Annotated in this window: 20 protein-coding genes; 10 read left to right on the forward strand and 10 right to left on the reverse strand. The window is 35.8% G+C overall.

Annotated features, from left to right (window positions below):
- Positions 1–8 precede the first annotated feature (8 nt).
- Both IPZ78_RS07700 and IPZ78_RS07705 read right to left on the reverse strand, forming a co-directional pair.
- Positions 9–1112, reverse strand: a complete 1104-nt coding sequence (locus tag IPZ78_RS07700; protein WP_225552418.1) for a toxic anion resistance protein — start codon at positions 1110–1112, stop codon at positions 9–11.
- Positions 1113–1115: 3 nt separating this feature from the next.
- Positions 1116–1892, reverse strand: a complete 777-nt coding sequence (locus IPZ78_RS07705) for a 5-bromo-4-chloroindolyl phosphate hydrolysis family protein (protein WP_225552419.1) — start codon at positions 1890–1892, stop codon at positions 1116–1118.
- Between the two features lie 121 nt (positions 1893–2013).
- On the opposite strand from IPZ78_RS07705, the gene IPZ78_RS07710 reads away from it, so the two are divergent.
- Positions 2014–3027, forward strand: coding sequence for an acyltransferase (locus IPZ78_RS07710; RefSeq protein WP_225552420.1), 1014 nt, complete (start codon positions 2014–2016; stop codon positions 3025–3027).
- 57 nt (positions 3028–3084) lie between these two features.
- Here the strand turns inward: IPZ78_RS07710 and IPZ78_RS07715 are convergent, their stop codons facing one another.
- Entirely contained in the window at positions 3085–3459 is a 375-nt protein-coding gene (locus tag IPZ78_RS07715; protein ID WP_225552421.1) for a DUF3127 domain-containing protein, read from the reverse strand.
- A 69-nt stretch (positions 3460–3528) separates the two neighbouring features.
- Between IPZ78_RS07715 and IPZ78_RS07720 the strand changes: the two genes are divergently transcribed.
- The 8 genes from IPZ78_RS07720 to IPZ78_RS07755 all read left to right on the forward strand — a co-directional run bounded on the left by IPZ78_RS07720 (position 3529) and on the right by IPZ78_RS07755 (position 10595).
- Positions 3529–4689 (forward strand): THUMP domain-containing class I SAM-dependent RNA methyltransferase, encoded by a 1161-nt coding sequence (locus IPZ78_RS07720; RefSeq protein ID WP_225552422.1) that lies wholly within the window; start codon positions 3529–3531, stop codon positions 4687–4689.
- A 4-nt stretch (positions 4690–4693) separates the two neighbouring features.
- Positions 4694–5341, forward strand: coding sequence for an HD domain-containing protein (locus tag IPZ78_RS07725; RefSeq protein WP_225552423.1), 648 nt, complete (start codon positions 4694–4696; stop codon positions 5339–5341).
- 45 nt (positions 5342–5386) lie between these two features.
- Positions 5387–6217, forward strand: coding sequence for a phosphodiester glycosidase family protein (locus IPZ78_RS07730; protein WP_225552424.1), 831 nt, complete (start codon positions 5387–5389; stop codon positions 6215–6217).
- Between the two features lie 14 nt (positions 6218–6231).
- Positions 6232–6993 (forward strand): glycerophosphodiester phosphodiesterase family protein, encoded by a 762-nt coding sequence (locus IPZ78_RS07735; protein WP_225552425.1) that lies wholly within the window; start codon positions 6232–6234, stop codon positions 6991–6993.
- A gap of 1 nt (position 6994) precedes the next feature.
- Positions 6995–7828, forward strand: coding sequence for an endonuclease/exonuclease/phosphatase family protein (locus IPZ78_RS07740; RefSeq protein WP_225552426.1), 834 nt, complete (start codon positions 6995–6997; stop codon positions 7826–7828).
- Positions 7829–7870: 42 nt separating this feature from the next.
- Positions 7871–8644 (forward strand): DUF4197 domain-containing protein, encoded by a 774-nt coding sequence (locus tag IPZ78_RS07745; RefSeq protein ID WP_225552427.1) that lies wholly within the window; start codon positions 7871–7873, stop codon positions 8642–8644.
- 107 nt (positions 8645–8751) lie between these two features.
- Entirely contained in the window at positions 8752–10014 is a 1263-nt protein-coding gene (gene pepT / locus IPZ78_RS07750; protein ID WP_225552428.1) for a peptidase T, read from the forward strand.
- Positions 10015–10031: 17 nt separating this feature from the next.
- Positions 10032–10595 (forward strand): nitroreductase family protein, encoded by a 564-nt coding sequence (locus IPZ78_RS07755; RefSeq protein ID WP_225552429.1) that lies wholly within the window; start codon positions 10032–10034, stop codon positions 10593–10595.
- 77 nt (positions 10596–10672) lie between these two features.
- Here IPZ78_RS07755 and IPZ78_RS07760 read toward each other — a convergent pair whose 3' ends face one another.
- Positions 10673–11335 carry a hypothetical protein gene (locus tag IPZ78_RS07760; protein ID WP_225552430.1) on the reverse strand — a complete coding sequence of 221 codons (663 nt, stop codon included), beginning with the start codon at positions 11333–11335 and terminating at the stop codon, positions 10673–10675.
- Positions 11325–11873 carry an RNA polymerase sigma factor gene (locus tag IPZ78_RS07765; RefSeq protein WP_225552431.1) on the reverse strand — a complete coding sequence of 183 codons (549 nt, stop codon included), beginning with the start codon at positions 11871–11873 and terminating at the stop codon, positions 11325–11327. The genes IPZ78_RS07760 and IPZ78_RS07765 overlap by 11 nt, the downstream gene beginning before the upstream one ends.
- A 328-nt stretch (positions 11874–12201) precedes the next feature.
- Here IPZ78_RS07765 and IPZ78_RS07770 point away from each other — a divergent pair, with 328 nt between their 5' ends.
- Complete coding sequence (locus tag IPZ78_RS07770; protein WP_225552432.1) at positions 12202–12786, forward strand: phosphatase PAP2 family protein; 585 nt, start codon at positions 12202–12204, stop codon at positions 12784–12786.
- Between the two features lie 14 nt (positions 12787–12800).
- On the opposite strand, the gene IPZ78_RS07775 is transcribed toward IPZ78_RS07770, so the two are convergent.
- Genes IPZ78_RS07775 through IPZ78_RS07795 form a run of 5 tightly spaced genes read right to left on the reverse strand, consistent with a single transcriptional unit; the run spans position 12801 to position 19371 of the window.
- Positions 12801–14054 carry a YeiH family protein gene (locus tag IPZ78_RS07775; protein WP_225552433.1) on the reverse strand — a complete coding sequence of 418 codons (1254 nt, stop codon included), beginning with the start codon at positions 14052–14054 and terminating at the stop codon, positions 12801–12803.
- 15 nt (positions 14055–14069) lie between these two features.
- A complete protein-coding gene (locus tag IPZ78_RS07780) occupies positions 14070–14990 on the reverse strand; it encodes a TIGR01777 family oxidoreductase (RefSeq protein WP_225552434.1) in 921 nt (306 codons plus the stop codon).
- Positions 14990–16423 (reverse strand): phytoene desaturase family protein, encoded by a 1434-nt coding sequence (locus IPZ78_RS07785; RefSeq protein ID WP_225552435.1) that lies wholly within the window; start codon positions 16421–16423, stop codon positions 14990–14992. The genes IPZ78_RS07780 and IPZ78_RS07785 overlap by 1 nt, the downstream gene beginning before the upstream one ends.
- 13 nt (positions 16424–16436) lie before the next feature.
- Positions 16437–17927: a hypothetical protein gene (locus tag IPZ78_RS07790; protein ID WP_225552436.1), complete on the reverse strand. Its 1491-nt coding sequence runs from the start codon at positions 17925–17927 to the stop codon at positions 16437–16439.
- Between the two features lie 37 nt (positions 17928–17964).
- Positions 17965–19371, reverse strand: a complete 1407-nt coding sequence (locus tag IPZ78_RS07795) for a DoxX family protein (RefSeq protein WP_225552437.1) — start codon at positions 19369–19371, stop codon at positions 17965–17967.
- Positions 19372–19376 lie beyond the last annotated feature (5 nt).

Raw genomic sequence — 19376 nt, forward strand, 5'->3', positions numbered from 1 at the left:
GGCTCTTTTTAGTTTATTAACTTTGAATCGGCTGAAGATTTCAGTAAATTTTGTTTTAATTCATTTTCAGATTGCAATAGTTCTTGCTCTACGACTTTACGTTTTTCGCGTCCATCACGTTGAATTTGTAACACTTGTTCGATAGTGCTGATAATATCAACATTTGCCTTTTTAATCGTTTCGATATCGACGATACCACGTTCGGTTTCACGTGCTACATTGATGGTAGATTCTTTCAACATTTCAGAATTCTTACGCAATAATTCATTCGTAGCATCAGTCACTGCTTTCTGCGCTTCCAACGCACGTTGTGCATGCGCAATACCCAAAGTCAAGACCATTTGATTTTTCCAAAGTGGCAATGTATTCACAATACTGGATTGGATTTTCTCCATCAACGAAGAACTGTTACTTTGTATCATACGAATCTGCGGTGCTGTTTGTAATACCACCATACGTGTGAGTTTCAAATCATGGATCTTACGCTCAAAACGTACGACATGTTGCTCCATATCCTTGTAGGCTTGAATTTTGTGCTGATCACCTGACTCTTCTGCTTCTTTACGTAACTGTGGTAAAGTCTCCGAATGTACTTCTTGTAATTTTTCCTCTCCTGCGGCTATATGCAAAGAAAGCTCTTTGAAATAATTTTGGTTTTCTTGGAAAAGCTTGTCGAAGATATTCACATCTTTCAACAAGGTTTTATAGTGTCCTTCTAATTTTAGCTCGATTTGATGAATATTCTTTTCTACTGAAGCATACTCCGTACGTAAACGTTGTACTTTTTTCTTCAACGTATCAAAGAAAGGAATCAACGGTTTTTTATTTAAATTCTCATCAAAAGATTTGATATCCGAACGCAAATTCAACAAAATATCCTCTGCGCCTCCCATATCTTTCGTACGCACCTGCTTCAATATTTCGTTTGAGAAATTGCTCACCTTAGTTTGGCTCGCTACCCCAAATTGAATGATATCAGTCGTTGATTGCAAATTTATTTTATCTTTATATTGCTTAATTACAGCTTTTTCCTCTTCCGAAAAATGAACCTGCATTTCCTGACTTTTCTCCGGCGTATTGTCTTCGTAAGTTGTTAAATCAATCGTAATCATATTTTAGTCGTTAAGTAGTTTTTTATTTTTAAGTGTTTGCAAATAGACATCCGACTCCGCAGACACGTCTAATAAACGGTATTTAATCAAATTCGTCACGTCCAACTCAATCGCTGAGGAAGCCTGTACCAGCACCGATTCCAATTTATTTTTGGATTCCAGAGTAACAGCGTTATTTAATTTTGTCTGCTCCAAATCGTAATATTCACGTAGTACATTGACCACTGTCCCATGCCGTACCAGAAACTTTTCAGCTTCCATAATATCTCGTTGTTCCAGCAAATGAAACATGCGAACTATCTTTTCAGTGTGTGCTTGCAATGTTCTATTCTGAACAGCTTTTTGGAAGAACATCAATTTGGTCACGAAAGATTGTGGTGTTTCAATTTCTGCCTGTGCCAATTCCAATCTACGCTGATGCGAAATACTATTTACCCAAGTCAATTGTCGGACTTCCGAAAGTTCAAGTCGTTGTAAATAGTCTTTGGATTGACTCAACAGAAGACCGTTACCTGCAATATATGAAGCAATATATCCAACAATCGTAGCCAACATACCCGAAGACATTGCTCCTGCAAAGTAGTAGAACGAATAGAATATACCGAACTGAATACCTAATAATATCCAAGCCAATGCATACCATGAACGCACTTTACTCTTGGATGCTTGCGACAGCATCACCAAGGGATGTATCGGCGGAACAAAAAACAAAATAGACATAAAAGTCCATTTTAATTGTCCAAATTCCCATCTTTTAGTTTTCTTTGTCGCAAAACCCATTTTTATAAAATAATATTATCACTTCTAATATACTTATTTTTCAAGCTTTATACGGAAATTAATTCCGAAGCATTACAACAAAACGTTCAATTCCTATTCCAATAATCAATATTTTTACATAATGGCTACAAAAAACAATTATATCAGCTATTTACGTGTCATTGCGACAGTATTTGTCATATTGATTCATGCCAGCACAGGTTTTTTGAATCGGTTTGATGCGGATAGCTTTGATTGGAATTATGCGAATTGGATTAATTCGGCAACACGATGTTCGGTGCCAATTTTTGTGATGTTATCAGGGGCTTTACTTTTGCAAAAAGACGAAGACACCATTTCATTCTATAAGAAAAGAATTTCAAAACTGTTATTACCCTTTGCATTTTGGACGATAGTATATTTAATATACTATTTCTATCGGTACACCAAATTTTCACTTTTATCTACAGAAAAAATCATTTCGATAGCACAGGATAAAATATTACACGGAGCCAATGCACATTTATGGTATTTGTACATGATTGTAGGATTATATTTAGCCATTCCCTATTTACGCAAGATTATTAATCAAGTTAGTATAAAAGAAATTGAAATATTTCTTGTCCTTTGGTTTGCAGCTATGATCGTGATGAATAAATTTTACTATCCCTTTGTACCCAAATTTGACCTAACGTTTTTCTCAGGCTATTTAGGTTATTTGGTTTTGGGCTATTATTTATCTATAAAATCGTTCAATTGGAATAAATGGATTCCTTTAATCGGATTTACAGCTATTGCAATATTTACAGCGTATATAACTTACAATTGGAGCTTAACTTCAAATAAATTCAATCCACATTGGTATAATTATGTGTTTCCAAATACAGCTCTTGCTGCTGGTTTTTTATTTATTTTCATTAAGAAGATATCCTCTCAAAACGAAGCACTACCGAATTGGTTGCGTCTAGTAGATGAATACAGCTTTGGAATTTATTTAGTACATATTATACCACTGAATTATATCCATCCTTTGGTCTCTAAATACCTAAGTACGCTTTGGGTGACACCTTTAGCGACGCTATTAACAATACTAAGTTCTATTGGAATTATTTATGTCATGAGGAAAATTCCTTATGGGAAATATGTAAGTGGATAAAACATAAAAGCCATCTCGTAAGAGATGGCTTTCTATATAGTATAAAGTTATTTTCTATTAGAATGGTAAATCGTCATCATCAGCACCTGAAGAAGAAATGTCTACTGGAGCAGGCATCTCTGCATACGAAGGAGCGGAAGCTGAAGCTGTATTTGCTAACTTGGTTGTTCTCCAAGCTACTAATGAATTGAAATATGTTGTTACACCTTGTGCATTAGTCCAAGGACGACCACGCAAATTGAAAGAAACTTCAACTTCATCGCCTACAGCCAAATTGTCAAAAATATTAACTCTATCTTGTGTCGCTTCAAAACGAATATATTCCACAAATTGTGGGTTTTCTGCATATGCAACTATCAAATCTCTCTTTTTAAAAGACTCAGTAACCTGTTGTACAGCACCTACTTCGTGAACTTTTCCTCTGATTTCCATATCATTAATTGTATTAAACCGTAAAATTACACAATTTTTGCGTCGAAGATTAATTAACTTTGCACAAATATGAAAGAAGTTTTCAACACAGCAAGCAAAGTGATAATAACTTGTAACAAAAGATTATCACCATTCCTTCAAGAAGAAATTACAGAATTAGGCTACGAAATAAAAAGAGCATTCAATACAGGTGTAGAATTACATGCGTCCATCAATGAATGTATTCGACTTAATCTTAATCTTCGAACTGCAAGTCAGGTATTATATGAAATAGGTTCATTTCGTGCCAATGACCCAAAAGAATTATATGATGCATTAGTAAAAATCGACTGGGAAAATATTATTCCTTTTGATGGCTATTTTACAGTAACATCCAATGTACATAATGAGACTATTACTACGCCTCTTTTTGCCAATGTAAAAGTGAAAGATGCGATAGTAGATAGAATAAAAGACAAAAAAGGGGTGCGTCCCGACACAGGTCCTGACGCACACAAAACGGTTATTCACTTGCATTGGATGGAAGATCGTGCCGAAATATTTTTAGATACCTCTGGTGAAACTTTGGCTAAGCATGGTTACCGTAAACATCCAGGAAAAGCACCAATGTTAGAAGCATTAGCAACTTCGACGATAATGGCTACAAAATGGGATGGGAAATCTCCATTTATCAATCCGATGTGTGGTTCAGGCACATTAGCTATTGAAGCAGCCCTTATGTCACAAAAGAGAATGCCTGGTTTATACCGAATGAATTATGCATTTATGCACTTAATTGGATATGATGAAGAAGTTTTCTTTCAAGAGAGAAGATTATTGAAAGATAAAACAGAGAAAACGAACCTTCCTCCTATCATCGCGTCGGATATTTCTAAAGAGGCCATTGAAATTGCAAAAATTAATGCACAGACAGCTGGTGTAGAACATTTGATAACATTTGAGGTATGTGATTTTGCAGAAACAACAGTGCCTACCGACCCTGGTGTCATCATGTTCAATCCAGAATATGGTGAACGTCTTGGTGTGCATAGCAAATTAGAATTGACCTACAAACGCGTTGGCGACTTCATGAAACAGGAGTGTAAAGGCTATCGCGGCTATGTATTTACTGGTAATCCAGACCTTGCCAAAAAAATTGGTTTAAAAGCTTCTAGGAGATTTGAATTTTTTAATGGTAAATTAGACTGCAGATTATTACAATACGAACTTTACGACGGAACAAAAGATTAAACACATGCAACACACCATAGATCTAACAGTAGCATTTGTACAAGATAGGTTAAAATTTGCGGAATCAGGCCACGATTGGTGGCATATTCAGCGTGTTTGGAACAACACCAAATTGATTTTACAATCCGAACAAGCAGATAATATAGTTTGTGAACTTGCAGCTCTATTACACGATATCGCAGATAGTAAATTTCACGATGGTGACGAAACGATCGGCCCACGTGTAGCAGGTGAATTTTTAGCATCGATAGGTGTGGACAAACTAATGGTAGAACATGTACAGCAAATCATTCTGAATATGTCCTTCAAAGCTTCTTTGGGTGAGATTTCTTTTCATTCGAAGGAATTAGAAATCGTGCAAGATGCTGATCGTCTAGATGCTATTGGTGCAATAGGAATAGCTCGCGCATTCAATTATGGTGGTTATAAAAATAGAGAAATCTATAATCCTTCCATAAAGCCCATAAAACATCAAAACAAAGAGGAATATAAAAACACTTCTGCTCCAACGATTAACCACTTTTATGAGAAGCTTTTATTATTAAAAGACAAGATGAATACAGCAACTGCTAAAGGTTTAGCGGAGCAAAGACATGCTTTCATGGAAAAATATTTGCAACAATTTTATGCAGAATGGGAAGGAAAGTGTTAATCGTACAGATAAATTAACATAAGATATTTAAATTAGGCAGTAATTATGAAAAACATTACTGCCTTTTTATTTACCTTATTATTACCACTGCTTGCAATCAGTCAGCCAAGTACTGAAAAAGATTCTATTGCTTTTGTGCAACAACAATGGCAAACCAATAAAATTGCTAGAGGTGTACTTTGGAAAAGCGCCAAAACATCCAATCTATTCAACAGTAACCAAATAATTAATATCCTTGAAATAGATCTCAAAAAAAACCAGAAAAAACTAGCCCTTAAAGCATTGCCTCAAAGTCGAGAACTAACATCAAAACTAGCGAAAGAATCTAATGCGACTGTTGCTATTAATGGTGGCTTTTTTGACATGAAAAATGGAGGAGCAGTAGATTTTATCAAAGTCGACAATCAAATTGTGAATCATACACGATCAAAAAGTGTTCGCGCAAATGCCTATCTTGCATTTGATAAGCAATCAACCGAAATTTCTACAGACTCATCTAGTATTGGCCACTTTTCGAATATTATGTTGGCTGGTCCAATGTTAATTTCAAATAATTCACATTCAACATTAACCAAAAACGCATTTAACGACAACAGACACCCTCGAACAGCAATCGGTATCAAAAGCAATAAATTAGTCTTGATTACCGTTGATGGTCGTAGAAATGAGTCTCAAGGGATGAATCTACATGAATTAGCAAATCTATTGAAATGGTATGGATGCTCTACCGCTATGAATCTTGACGGCGGAGGAAGTACAGCTATGTATATTCATTCTGAGCCTCACAATGGAATTGTTAATTATCCATCAGACAACAACAAGTTTGACCATGCTGGCGAACGCAAAGTTTCCAATATTATATACGTAACTAATTAAACCACACATAAAAAATGAAAAAAACAACATTATTTGCCGTTCTAATTATTTTCTCAGTTACCACATTTGCACAATCAACCAAAATAGTTGCACATAGAGGAGCATGGAAAAATACTAAAGTACCACAAAATTCCATTGCGGCATTGAAACACGCCATTGACCAAAAAGTATGGGGTACTGAATTTGATGTCGTATTAGCAAAAGATGATGTACTTGTTGTCAATCACGACAATGATTATCAGGGAACTGACATTGCGAATAATGATTATGCTACATTGAGTCAGAAAAAATTGTCAAACGGCGAAAAGCTCCCTACTGCAGAAGAGTATATGCGTGAGGGATTAAAGCAAAAGAAAACCAAGATGATTTTTGAAATAAAACCAAGTCTATTGGGTAAAGAACGATCTAAAGAGGCTGCTGAATTAGCTTACAAATTAGTAAAAGATTTAAAAGGGCTAAAACAAACTGTATTCATTTCTTTCAGCTATGACGCTTGTCTTCACCTCAAAAAGTTAGACAAAAAAGTAAGAGTACAATTCTTGGGAAGCAACAAAAGTCCATCCGATTTGTATAAAGACGGATTCAATGAAATGGATTTTAACTACAATGTGTTCAAAAATAACCCATCTTATATCCCTGAAGCAAAAAAACACAAAATGAAAGTTAATGTTTGGACAGTAAATAAAGAGGAGGAAATGCGCTATTTTATAGATCAAAAAGTAGAATACATTACGACTGACGAACCAGAACTATTAAAGAAAATTCTAAAAAAATAACATGAAAAAGCTAGTAAGTATTGCTATTCTACTTTGCTGCATATACAGCGTATCTGCTCAATCATTTCATGTAGCAACGTATAATATCCGTCAACGTAATCAAGTTGATACGGGAAATTTATGGATAGACCGTAAGGAAAAAGTGGCAAATCAAATTAAATATCATGAGTTTGATATATTTGGAGTTCAAGAAGCTTTCAAGGATCAAATGGACGATATGCAAAAATTACTACCCAAATACAATTGGGTAGGTGTCGGCCGTGATGACGGTAAAGATAAAGGCGAATATTCTGCAATTTTCTATAAAAAAGAACGTTTCCGAGCAATTAAAAGCGGAACATTCTGGTTGTCCTCAACTAATACTGAATCACCAAACAAAGGCTGGGATGCTGCACTACCGCGTATCTGCACGTGGGGTATTTTTGAAGATGAAGCAAACAGCAAGCAGTTTATTATCATGAATACACATTTTGATCACATAGGAAAAACAGCTAGAAAGGAAAGCGCTAAACTAATGCTTCAAAAAGCAAAAGAGTTAGCAAAAGGATTACCGCTAATAATATGTGGAGATTTGAATGTAAACGAAAAAGACGAAGCTTATTTTACATTAGCAAATTCAACCAGTGTTGAGGATACCTACTATCTGTCACCTATTGTATATGAACCTAGTTCAACCTTCAATGGCTGGGGTAAAAATATTAAAGAAAAAGGAAGAATAGACCACATCTTTGTATCCAAGCCGTTTAACGTATTGAAATACGGCATTTTAACCGACACCTATATTGGCAAATATCCATCAGATCATTTTCCTGTCTCCGTACAACTAGAGTGGTGATAAGTTTTCGTATTTTTGAGAACAATTTAATTTTATAAATACATGAATTCAATAAAATATTTAGCGATTGGTATTGCAACACTTCCCGTATTCACTTCTTGTGAAACAATGAGTCAAATCGCTAATTCTTTGCCTCAAACTACGACACCAGGAACAACAACAAATAACACAGGATCTACTTCTGGTACCATTACGCAAGCTGAAGCTACAACAGGAATCAAACAAGCGTTGAATAATGGACTACAAAATAGTATAAATACATTATCAGCGTCTAATGGATTCTATGGCGATGCATTAGTAAAAATAATGATGCCTCAAGAAGCGCAAAAAGTTGAACAAGTATTACGCTCTGCTGGCATGGGAAAATTAGTTGATAATTTTCTAATGAGTTTAAATAGAGCTGCTGAATCTGCCGTTAAAGAAGCAGCTCCAGTATTCGTGAATTCATTATCCCAAATGACGGTGACTGATGCTTTCAATATTCTACTAAGTTCGCAACAAGATGCAGCTACTTCATTCTTTAAAAGAACGACCTCAGCTACATTGACACAAAAATTCAGCCCTATTGTAGAATCTGCATTAGGAAAAAATAATGTAGGCACATATTGGACTCAATTAACATCTGCTTACAATGCGCTTCCATTATCGAATAACAAAGTTCAAACAGATCTTAAAGCGTACGTTACTCAAAAAGCAATTGATGGACTTTTTGTAAAAGTAGCAGGTGAAGAATTAAAAATCAGACAAAATATTGGTGGTTCAAGAAATTCAAATGTTTTGCAATCCGTATTTGGTTGGGTTGACAAACAAAAATAATAAAAAAGGGAAGTTCATAACTTCCCCTTTTTATGCATATTCTTGACAATTAATATGCTTTAAAAACATCCTAACTTTAGTACATTTGTAGATATATTGATTTACAAATGGATAATTCTATTATAAATAAACTATCAAATTTATCCGTTGCAGACCGCTTTATGCGTTATGTACAGATAGATACACAATCCGATGCTGACTCAGTAACATTCCCCTCTACTGCAAAACAATTAAATCTTAGTAAAATTCTAGTTGAGGAATTAATAGAAATTGGAGCAAAAGATGTTGAATTGGATGAAAACGGATATGTATATGCCACTATTCCTTCTAATACGACGAAAAATGTACCTGTGATATGCTTTTGTTCGCATGTAGACACTTCTCCAGATTGTTCGGGCACCAATGTAAAACCTATCGTTCATGCAAATTATCAAGGACAAGATCTTGTGTTACCAGATGATAATACTGTTGTCATTCGATATGCAGAACACAGAGATTTAGCTGAACAAATAGGTAATGATATCATCACAGCTTCAGGAACAACTTTATTAGGTGCTGATGACAAAGCGGGTGTGGCTGAAATCATGGAAGCTACGAAATTGTTAATTGAACATCCTGAAATCAAGCACGGTGATATCAAAATCTTATTTACACCAGATGAAGAAATTGGTCGTGGTGTAGATTTTGTAAATCTTGAACGTGTAGGAGCTCAGTTTGCGTATACCATGGATGGTGAGAAAGCTGGTACTATAGAAGACGAAACTTTCTCGGCTGATGCGGCTACTATTACGATCAACGGTGTGTCTGTTCACCCAGGTTTTGCTAAAGGAAAAATGCAGTCAGCTATCAAAATTGCTTCCAAAATTGTTGATTCCCTTTCTACCGATAGATTATCGCCTGAGAGCACATCAGGAAAACAAGGATTTGTTCATCCGACAGGTATTTCTGGTTCTGTTGAAAAAGCGACTATAAACTTTATCGTAAGAGACCACGACACATCTAATTTAGTTAAACACGCAGCAGAATTAGAAAATATAGCTAAGGATATCGTCGCTCAATATCCAGGATGTACATATACATTAGAGACCAAAGAGCAATACCGCAACATGAAAGAAGTGTTGGACCAATATCCACAAATTATGGAAATCGGTCTTGAAGCTATTGCACGCGCAGGTATGAAAGCAGAACGTCGTAGCATCCGTGGTGGTACGGATGGCTCTAGACTATCTTTTATGGGTTTACCTTGTCCAAATGTTTTTGCTGGCGGACATGCCTTCCACGGTAAAATGGAATGGGTAAGTAAACAAGATATGGAAAAAGCTGTTAAGACAATTTTACTTATTGCCACAATTTGGGAAGAAAAAGCTTAATCTAATAATCAAATATTATGTCAAACGAAGTTTTAAATGCAATAAAATACCGCAGAACAGTTAATCAAAACAGTTTTACGGATCAAGATATCTCTAAAGAAGATCTTTTAACAATCTTAGAAGCAGCAAATGCTGCTCCTACACACAAACGTACACAACCATGGCGTTTTGTAATCTTTCGTAAAGAAGGTCTAGAAAGATTAGGAAGCGAATTAGCGCGTATTTACAAAGACATTACTCCTGCTGAAAAATACACGGAAGTAATGGAACAAAATATGGCGAAAAAAGCTACACAATCCAACGTAGCTATCGCAATTGTTGTAAACTATACAGGTGATTTGCCAGAGTGGGAGGAATTGGCTGCTACAGCATGTGCTGTACAAAATATTTGGTTGGCTGCGCATTCATTGAATATTGGTGGATACTGGGCGACACCAGGATTAATCAATCACTTGGGTGGTTTCTTGAATTTAGAGGAAAACCAAAAATGTATTGGTCTTTTCTATTTGGGTCACCACAATGCAGAACCACGTGAGCCTGCTCGCTCTCCGATAGAAGATAAAATTCGTTGGGAAGAGTAATAGAAACATAAAGGGTTGGCAAATTGCCAACCTTCATCCTTTATGATTAATTAAGATAATCGATTTCTTCAAATGAATTATATCTCTTCATAGGCCCCTACTTCCCAAACATCTAATGTAATGGCACCCTGTGTACCTTTCCATTTGATTTTATTTCTTATAATATCCTTTAATTCATCATACTTTACACCATCTTTACCCTCTACAGAGATATTAAAAGCTCGTTGATTATTATCAATTTTAAAAGTGATATATAATGTTCCTTGAAACTCTTCACTATTTGAATAATTAGACGAAAGTTGATTATATAATTTTCCCCATCCATCTACAGGTATCGCATCACTTGAATTGTTATTCGGAGTTATTTTATAATCATATGTCGATTCATTGACAACTACCTCTGTTAAAGTCGCAGTCCTTTGTTGTGGCAAATAACGCATCAAAATCAGCGTACACACAATCATAAACATTACCCCTGCTGCCATACCAATCGCCAAACGCTGCCAACTGTAGAATCTTCTATTTTTATTGGTGGCTTGCTCTTGTACTCGTGTCGCCAACCGCTGTTGCAATATGCTTAATTGTTTAGCGTCAACTCCCTGTTGCAACTTATAGCCATCTATAGCATCCTGCAAAAATGGGTCTTCCAAGGCTTCCCGCTCTAGCGCATGCATTTCGTCTCGGCTCATCAAACCATGTACGTAATTATGAATTCGCGATAGTTGGTAATTATTTTCCATTTTTCTTACTCTCCATACAAATTTTCAGATTCCGCTTTCCATTTTGAATAGCACTTTTGACTTTATTCAAATCTAAGCCCGTTTCATCAGCGATATCTTTATAACACTTTTGTTCCAAATAAAATAAACGAACGCATTGCTCTTGTTCAGCATTAAGCGTCTGCATACAATCCTCAAGTTTCTCAAAGTCTCTTTCCTCCCACTTATCGGCATCAACTGCGTTCAATTTTTGTTCACTTTCGAAGAGGTTTTCTTCTATGTCAACTTGCGGTCTTCGCTTATCTTTACGCAATTGCATCAAACAATAATTTTTCGAATAGACGTGAAGCCAGCTCTTGAAATTATCCACTTCATGAGTTCTTAATTTAATAATGAGTTCCTCAAAAATTTGCATCACAGCATCCTGGCTTTGCTCAGCATCTTGCAAATACTTGAAGCACACACCGTATAGCAACGACATATAGGGAGCATACAATTTGCCCAATACTTCTAGACTACCTGTAGTCTTATATTGCAATAGAAGCTCCTTTTCGCTCATGTACTTATTTGATATTATGATGCTTTAAGATACGATTTTCCATAAAATTATAGACCTAACTTTGGACAAAACTCTACAATCAAAAAAAAAACAACAAAATTAAATTATGATTAACTTATAAATCATATTAAATATTTATTTTAATCTTAAATTAAATATTTAAATGAAACAAACTATTTTATTTCTACTAATCATTATATCAAAAATTGGTATATGTAATAACAATCTACCCGATAGTCTTAATATTGACACGACTTCTCATAAAACAGTTAAATTTATAAAACCATTAATAGTACCGACTGTATTAATTACTCAGGGATTAATTTGTATGAAAAATCAACAAAAAGATCAACTCAATCAAATTATTAAATCCTCTGTTACTCCAGTCTCAAAAACTAAATTCCCTATTGATGATTATACCCAATATTTACCGACTGCTGCATTCTTGTCTTTAGATTACATGGGGATTAAGTCTAAACACAATCTCAAACAAAAATTATATGCGGGGAGTCTTTCACACATTATAATGGCCGCCACAGTAAATATAATGAAAGCTAAAATACATATCATGAGACCTGACCAATCTTCAGACAATTCTTTTCCGTCAGGTCATACGGCTACTGCATTTGTCGGAGCCGAGCTTCTATGGCAAGAATACCACCACCTATCACCATGGTACGGTATAGCTGGTTACACTATTGCATCTGCTACAGGTTTCTTTAGAATGTATAATAACAAACATTGGTTTTCAGATGTCACTATGGGTGCCGGAATAGGTATACTAAGTACAAAACTGGGCTATTGGTTGATGCCAAAATTTGAACGAATGTTTTCCAAGAAAGAAAACACATATACTATCTTACCAACTTATCAAAATAACACATTCGGACTAACTTATAGGCAAATCTTATAAGGGTGGAATGTTTTTTATCTAAATAATAATAAAGCAATTAGCAGCGTAACGAGTATATTAAATCCTTGAGCGATTAAAAATGCGTACAACGGTTTTTTATTGCTATGCTGGAAAAGATCTTTAAATTTAGTCTCCAGACCTATTGATGTAAATGCCAATACAAACCATAGGCTCTGTAAACTTTTAAGACTTTCCTTCACCAAACCATTTGTTTCTGGAGAAATGAAAAATGAAAATAACAAAGAGGCAAACACAAAACCGATTACAAATTTGGGAAATCGCTCCCAAATTATTTTTAAGGTTGGCTTTTCTTTTTTCGTTTCATCATTTACTGATTTGGAATACGTCCAATAGATACTAATTGCAAAAGCAGCAATTCCCAACAATACATTTTGGGAAAATTTAACTATTGTGCTTATCTCCAACGCTCTTTCTCCGACCAGCGATCCTGAGGCTACCACAGCACCCGTTGTATCAATTGATCCGCCCAACCATGCGCCTGTCACTTCCTGTGATAATCCCATCCACTCAGCCAAGTAAGGCATGAAAATCATCATTGGAATAGCTGTAATCAAGACCAAGGAGATCACGTAAGATAGTTTTTTGCTGTCACCTTTTATAGCACCTGAAGTAGCAATCGCCGCAGACACACCACAAATAGACACTGCACTGGCCAGCATTAAGGACATTTCTTTATCAATCTTAAGCTTTTTACAAAGCCAAAATGCAAAATACCATACGGTTATCACCACCACCAAGGCTTGAATTAATCCCAAAGAACCGGCTTTTAAAATGTCTCCGAAAATCACCGTTGTACCGAGCAAAACCAAACCAATTTTGACGTACAACTCTGTATTTAAGGCATTTTTAAACCAATCAGGTAAGGAGAATGTATTGCTAATCAGCAAACCTATTCCCAAAGCAAAAATCACAGCCTCAAGATTATATTCTTTGACAGTAGCATTTCCTGCCAATATTAAACTAAGGATAGTCAAAATAAAAACTACTGGAAACACAAATACTAAAGATTTAACAGACTTCTTTAACAAAAACGCCCCCACGATAGCGGTAATATAAACAGTAAAAAATTGACTTCCAATTTTAGTAAAATTGGAAATAGAAAGAACTTTACCGGTTAATTCCGCTGTAGAGGACCAACTAAAAGTTGGTTTTGGAATGATAATCCCTAATAAAGCCAAAACCACAAGACCCAATCCTAAAATCACCACCACCCAATCTTCGGTAAAAGCTATTCTTTTTGTTGACATAATTTAGTTGTATTGTTATTTTTTAGTTAGATGTTCAAAAGCCTTTTGTGTTGTTGGATAATTATATTCAAATCCTTCTTTTGCAGGTCGAATAGCATACACCGAGTTTGTGCGTAAAAGCATATCACTTTCCACCCCTTTGAAATAGGCTCCTATTTTTGCGAAAAGAGTAGGCAGGGGCATTCCCAAAGGCATGCCGACTGCTTTTCGTAAATTTTTCATAAATAATTTATTTGATTCCGGTGCAGATGAACAAGCATGGTACAAATCAGATGGAGATTCATGATTGATAATCCAAAGAACCAGTTTAACTAAATCATCCTCGTGAATCCAACACACTTTTTGATTTCCATCGCCTACTTTTCCTCCTAATCCAAGTTTTGCCAAAGGATACAATTCCTTGAACATGCCAAAATCTCGAGACAACACTGGACTAAGTCGAAGACATACTTTTGCCGTATTCGGTGTTCTAGCAGAGAAAAATGAATTCTCCCATTGCTTTGTCAGATTCGCTAAAAATGTATTTCCGCAATCTTTTGATTCTTCATCATGCATCCCCTCTAAACCTTCAAAAATAGAAATGCCTGAAAAATTAATCCATAGTCGTGGTGGATTTTTCACCTCATCTATAGCTTCACCCAAAATTCTTGTTGGATCAATCCGAGAGGACAAAAGCTCTTTTTTGTTCCTTTCAGTGAATCGACACTGAATTGAATTTCCGCTAAGGTTTATCAGTGTATCCGCATCTTCCAATGCTTCTTTCCACTCTCCTACTGTCTCTCCATCCCATCGTATGTATTTAATATTAGAATGTTTTGAAGTGTGTAATTTTCTACTCAATATGATTACCTCATAATCTAATTGAACTAAAACAGATGATAGTAAATCACCGATATTCCCTGTTCCGCCAGCTAATACAATCTTTTTATCTGCCATTATAAACTTACTGAAATATTAAAGTGATCCTTCAACGCTATGCGAGCAGCATGGAATCCACACATACCGTGCACACCACCACCTGGAGGTGTAGCCGAAGAACAAATGTATACGGATTTATTTGATGTACGATGCGGATTTAAAGACAAGATGGGCCGCGTATACAACTGTGAGATATCCATAATACCTCCATTAATATCCCCACCTACATAATTCGGATTATATGCTTCCATTTGTGCGGGACTGAACGTATGTCTCGCTAATATCGTATCCTTAAATCCGGGAGCAAACTGTTCTATTTGGTTTTCTATGATTTCTGTATAATCTACTGTTGAACCATTCGGTATGTGACAATATGCCCAACCGGTATGCTTTCCTTCAGGAGCTCTTGTTTTATCAAATTTACTTTGCTGTGTAAACAACACGAATGGCTTATCCGTAACTTTTCCTCTTTGTCCATCTTCTTCGGACAACGCTATATCGTTAAATGTACCTCCTACATGAACAGTAGCTGCTTCGCGAGCCCGTAAATCTGTAAAAGGTGTTTCCTCAGAAAGTGCCCAATCAATTTTAAACACGCCCATTCCTTGTTTGTAGCGTTGCAATTGTTTCGTATACCCGCTCGTAAAATCAAGGCCTTTCACATTTAACAATTGTTTTGGCGTCATATCCAATAGCAATATTTTATGTTCTGGAAGTTCATTCCTGTCCGAAAACCAGACCCCAGTCTGAACTTCACCACCTAGCGACTTATAGTAACTCTCTAAAGCATTAGCTATAGATTGTGAGCCTCCTCTAGGAATCGCCCATCCATATCGATGGCCTACTCCCAATAATACCATTCCAATAGCGGAAGTTGTTAAATTATCCAATGGTTGGATACCATGAGCCGCCATGCCTCCCCATAACGCCTTTGCTCTTTCGGTCTTAAAATTTCTAGCCAACCAAGAAGCTGGCTGAATAGCCCTCAAACCAAAAGCTGCCAAATTAAAAGGATGTTTTGGAACCCCCAATGGCCCCATTGTATCCTTTGCCAATTTATCCCAGTTATTAACAACTGGTTCTATTAAATCACTATAATATGACCCATCTACGCCTAAATCGGCTATTGTTTTTGCTAAATCACGATGCAAAACAGTACCTTCTTCACGTAATAAAGGATGTGCAGCTTCATATTTTGCATCAACAAAAGACAAACTGAAATTCGATAATGGAAGTGAACGCATAAATGGAGATGCCATAGCCATAGGATGAATGGCGGAACATACATCATGCCTAAATCCTGGTAAAGTAAGCTCTTTAGTTCGCATCCCACCACCAATAGTGTCAGCACCCTCAACAATTAATGTTGAGAGACCTATCTTTTGCAACGTAATTGCTGCCGCAAAACCATTAGGGCCTGAACCTACTATTATTGCATCGTATTTTTTCACGGTTTAATAGTTTTTAAAATTGTTGAACCTTACTTCTACGCCCTTCTGCCAATGGATATTTTTTATTGACTTTAGTCAATTCCACAGCTATAGAATCGGCACGATGATTTACACCCGACAATGAAATATGTCCATCGTCTTTGATATGGTATGTCAAATTAAGTTTTTCGTCAATATGGTTCTTGTTTTTATTTTGCAACACTAATTTATGATTAATCACATCCGATTCATAGAAAAAATAACTTCTATTTCCAGCCATGCCACCAACTTCCCACCGGGTTACCCCCAAATCTCTATTTTTCTTAAGCTTAAATAACTTATCTGAATCTTGTGTATTGACCTGATTTAGGCGTGTGTTTTTATTATCACCTTTTACCCGAAGTGGAGAATAACCAATCATTCTATCCACTAAGGCCATTCTATTGGTTTTATAACTTAAAGTAGACCAATTCTCAAAGATAGCATCATGCCAACGAATACTGTCCACCGGATTGTAAGGAATTTCTTGACCATTGAGTTCAAATTTAACAACCTGGTAAAGTCCTGCTGTATTTGTTAAGCCTTGCGTACTTGGTAAATTATAATTGTTTCCATAGAAAAACCCATATCCCCAAAACGCTGCAGCCAATGGTGCAAAAATGAAAATACTAACATATTTTACTCCAACGCGAAGATATTTCTGCCAATTAACTGTGTATATAGGATAGTATCGATCTAGTTGCACAGATTCATTTGTACTAATTACCTTGTAAATTTTTTTGATATCTTTCCACAGGATAAATATACCAAGCAACGTAAAATAAGCTGCAGGGACAGCAACTCCAGCATCAAAAGCGTGATTGGCTAATACAATATTAAAGCACACTACCGCGGCTAATGCACCACCAAAGCTTGCTGTTCTTTTATTTAACAATAACAATCCCGGAAGTATTTCAGCAAATCCTAAGAAAACAGTGTACCAAAAGGACACACCTACATGCGACCAATACAGCTTTTTCTCTGCCATATCAATAAAAGGGGTATTAAACATACCTATCGTCGGGTACACCATTTGCATTGGAAAGGCCTTTTTTAATCCCCAACCAATCATCCCAAAAGCTAAACGGTATCGAACTACGACATGAAACCAATAATACAATTTAGTATAGTTTTCTGTCTTTTTATCCAATAGCGACCAAATCAGCCCTATCACTATTGATACAACGATTAAGATAATCAAATTTATATAATTCAAAAATCCGAATACACCCTCCTCTGACTCTATTAACACAAACTGTGGAGGCCAAAAAGCAACTACACTTTGGAAATCATGATAGGTTAATTTAGAGAAATCCAAATTAAACAAATGATTATAAAATGCTGCATAAGCCGGAATACACAGCAAGAAAAAATAAGTTCCGAAAACTCTAAAGGCTAGCTTTTGAGTAGCCGTCCATTTTCTTTTGGTCTCAACAATAGCTTCTTCCTTTGCTATTGGATTTTCTAACACTTCTATCTGTGACATAAGTCCTAAAATTAGAATGTAATACCTTCAATTTATGTTATAAACGCGCTGCTTTTCTTCGTCCTTCGAATAGCATATAATTCTTTTCAACTTTCTCTAGCACGACTTTTAAATCATTGCCTTCTGAATTTTTGCCCGACAACACCACCGTTTTTTCATTAGGTCGTTGAAAAACTAAATGAAACTCTTCATCACGATGATGACGATTTTTGTTTATCAAGTGCAATGTATTACTCGAAGAATCAATTGAATAATGGTAATAATGACGACCAGCGAATCCTGCTAATTCATAATTTCTTTCCAAATCCGAAGAATGATAATTTTCTCCAGAAGTTTTATCTATTATCACTGGCTTATAATTTAGAATTGATATGGTAGACCATTTTTCGAAAATCACATTTTGCCAACGTGTAGAATCAATATTAGAATATGGAATCGTGTCTCCATCGAGGATAAACTCCTTAACATCGTAGATACCGTAAGCATTTTCTAAACCTGGAGTTTTCGGGTATTTGTATGAACCAAATCCTTTTTGAGATTCTCCAAAACCGGCAAAAAGTACAAGTGCAAAAAATGCAAACAAAGTGATTTTAGCAATCTTATGGTAGTACTTCCAAGAAACAGATTTAAAATCAATCAGAATGCTGAGCTGAAAAACTCTTTTTTCTTGAATCAACAACTGAAATAATCGAGGTACTTGTGGAGCAAACAAAAATGCTGCCCCCAAAACAATGAAAGTACTTAACGACAAATCCCCCAAATCATAAAAAGAGTTAGCAACAGCCACATTACCAATATAACCTAATATCAATCCTGCCCCCCAAGTCGTTGATTTTCTGAAAACTAATAGAAGTGCTCCCAAAATCTCTACAAATCCTAAAAACTCCACATAGAAATTGGACAAACTAGTGGTCTGATAATACACTTTCCACGCATAAGCATCGCCATAATTTGTAAACAGATTACTCAATGAAGCGGATGGAATTTGTAAAAGAAACAGCTTGTATACACCATAAGTGAATAAAAGTATAGCCAAACGATAGCGTACTACCACACATAACCAATAGAAAAGCACGTTATATTCTGTTCTTCCTTTATCCTTTATTGTCCATATCAGTGTGCCTATGACCGCCAACACAAATACTATAATCCAATTGGCATATGATGCTAAACCTAACACAGGCACTCCTTCAGCATCCTTTAAGGAAATAAACTCAGGTTGATAACGCGTCAATTCTAATAAGCCATAGAATGGATTTTCAGACCAAGAAATATGTAGTAATCGTTGATAATAATTTGGGTCTATCGGGACGATAAAGAACAAAAAGAAAATAAATAAAAACCGAAAAACTAACAGTTGCCAATGCTGCCATGCTGTTTTTTCAGTTCGCACAGAAATTGGTTCTTGAAATTCCTGTGCTAATGCATTTTTAGAATTACTCATATTAA

Origin of the sequence: Sphingobacterium bovistauri (assembly GCF_020295405.1) — a bacterium.
Classification (GTDB): domain Bacteria; phylum Bacteroidota; class Bacteroidia; order Sphingobacteriales; family Sphingobacteriaceae; genus Sphingobacterium; species Sphingobacterium bovistauri.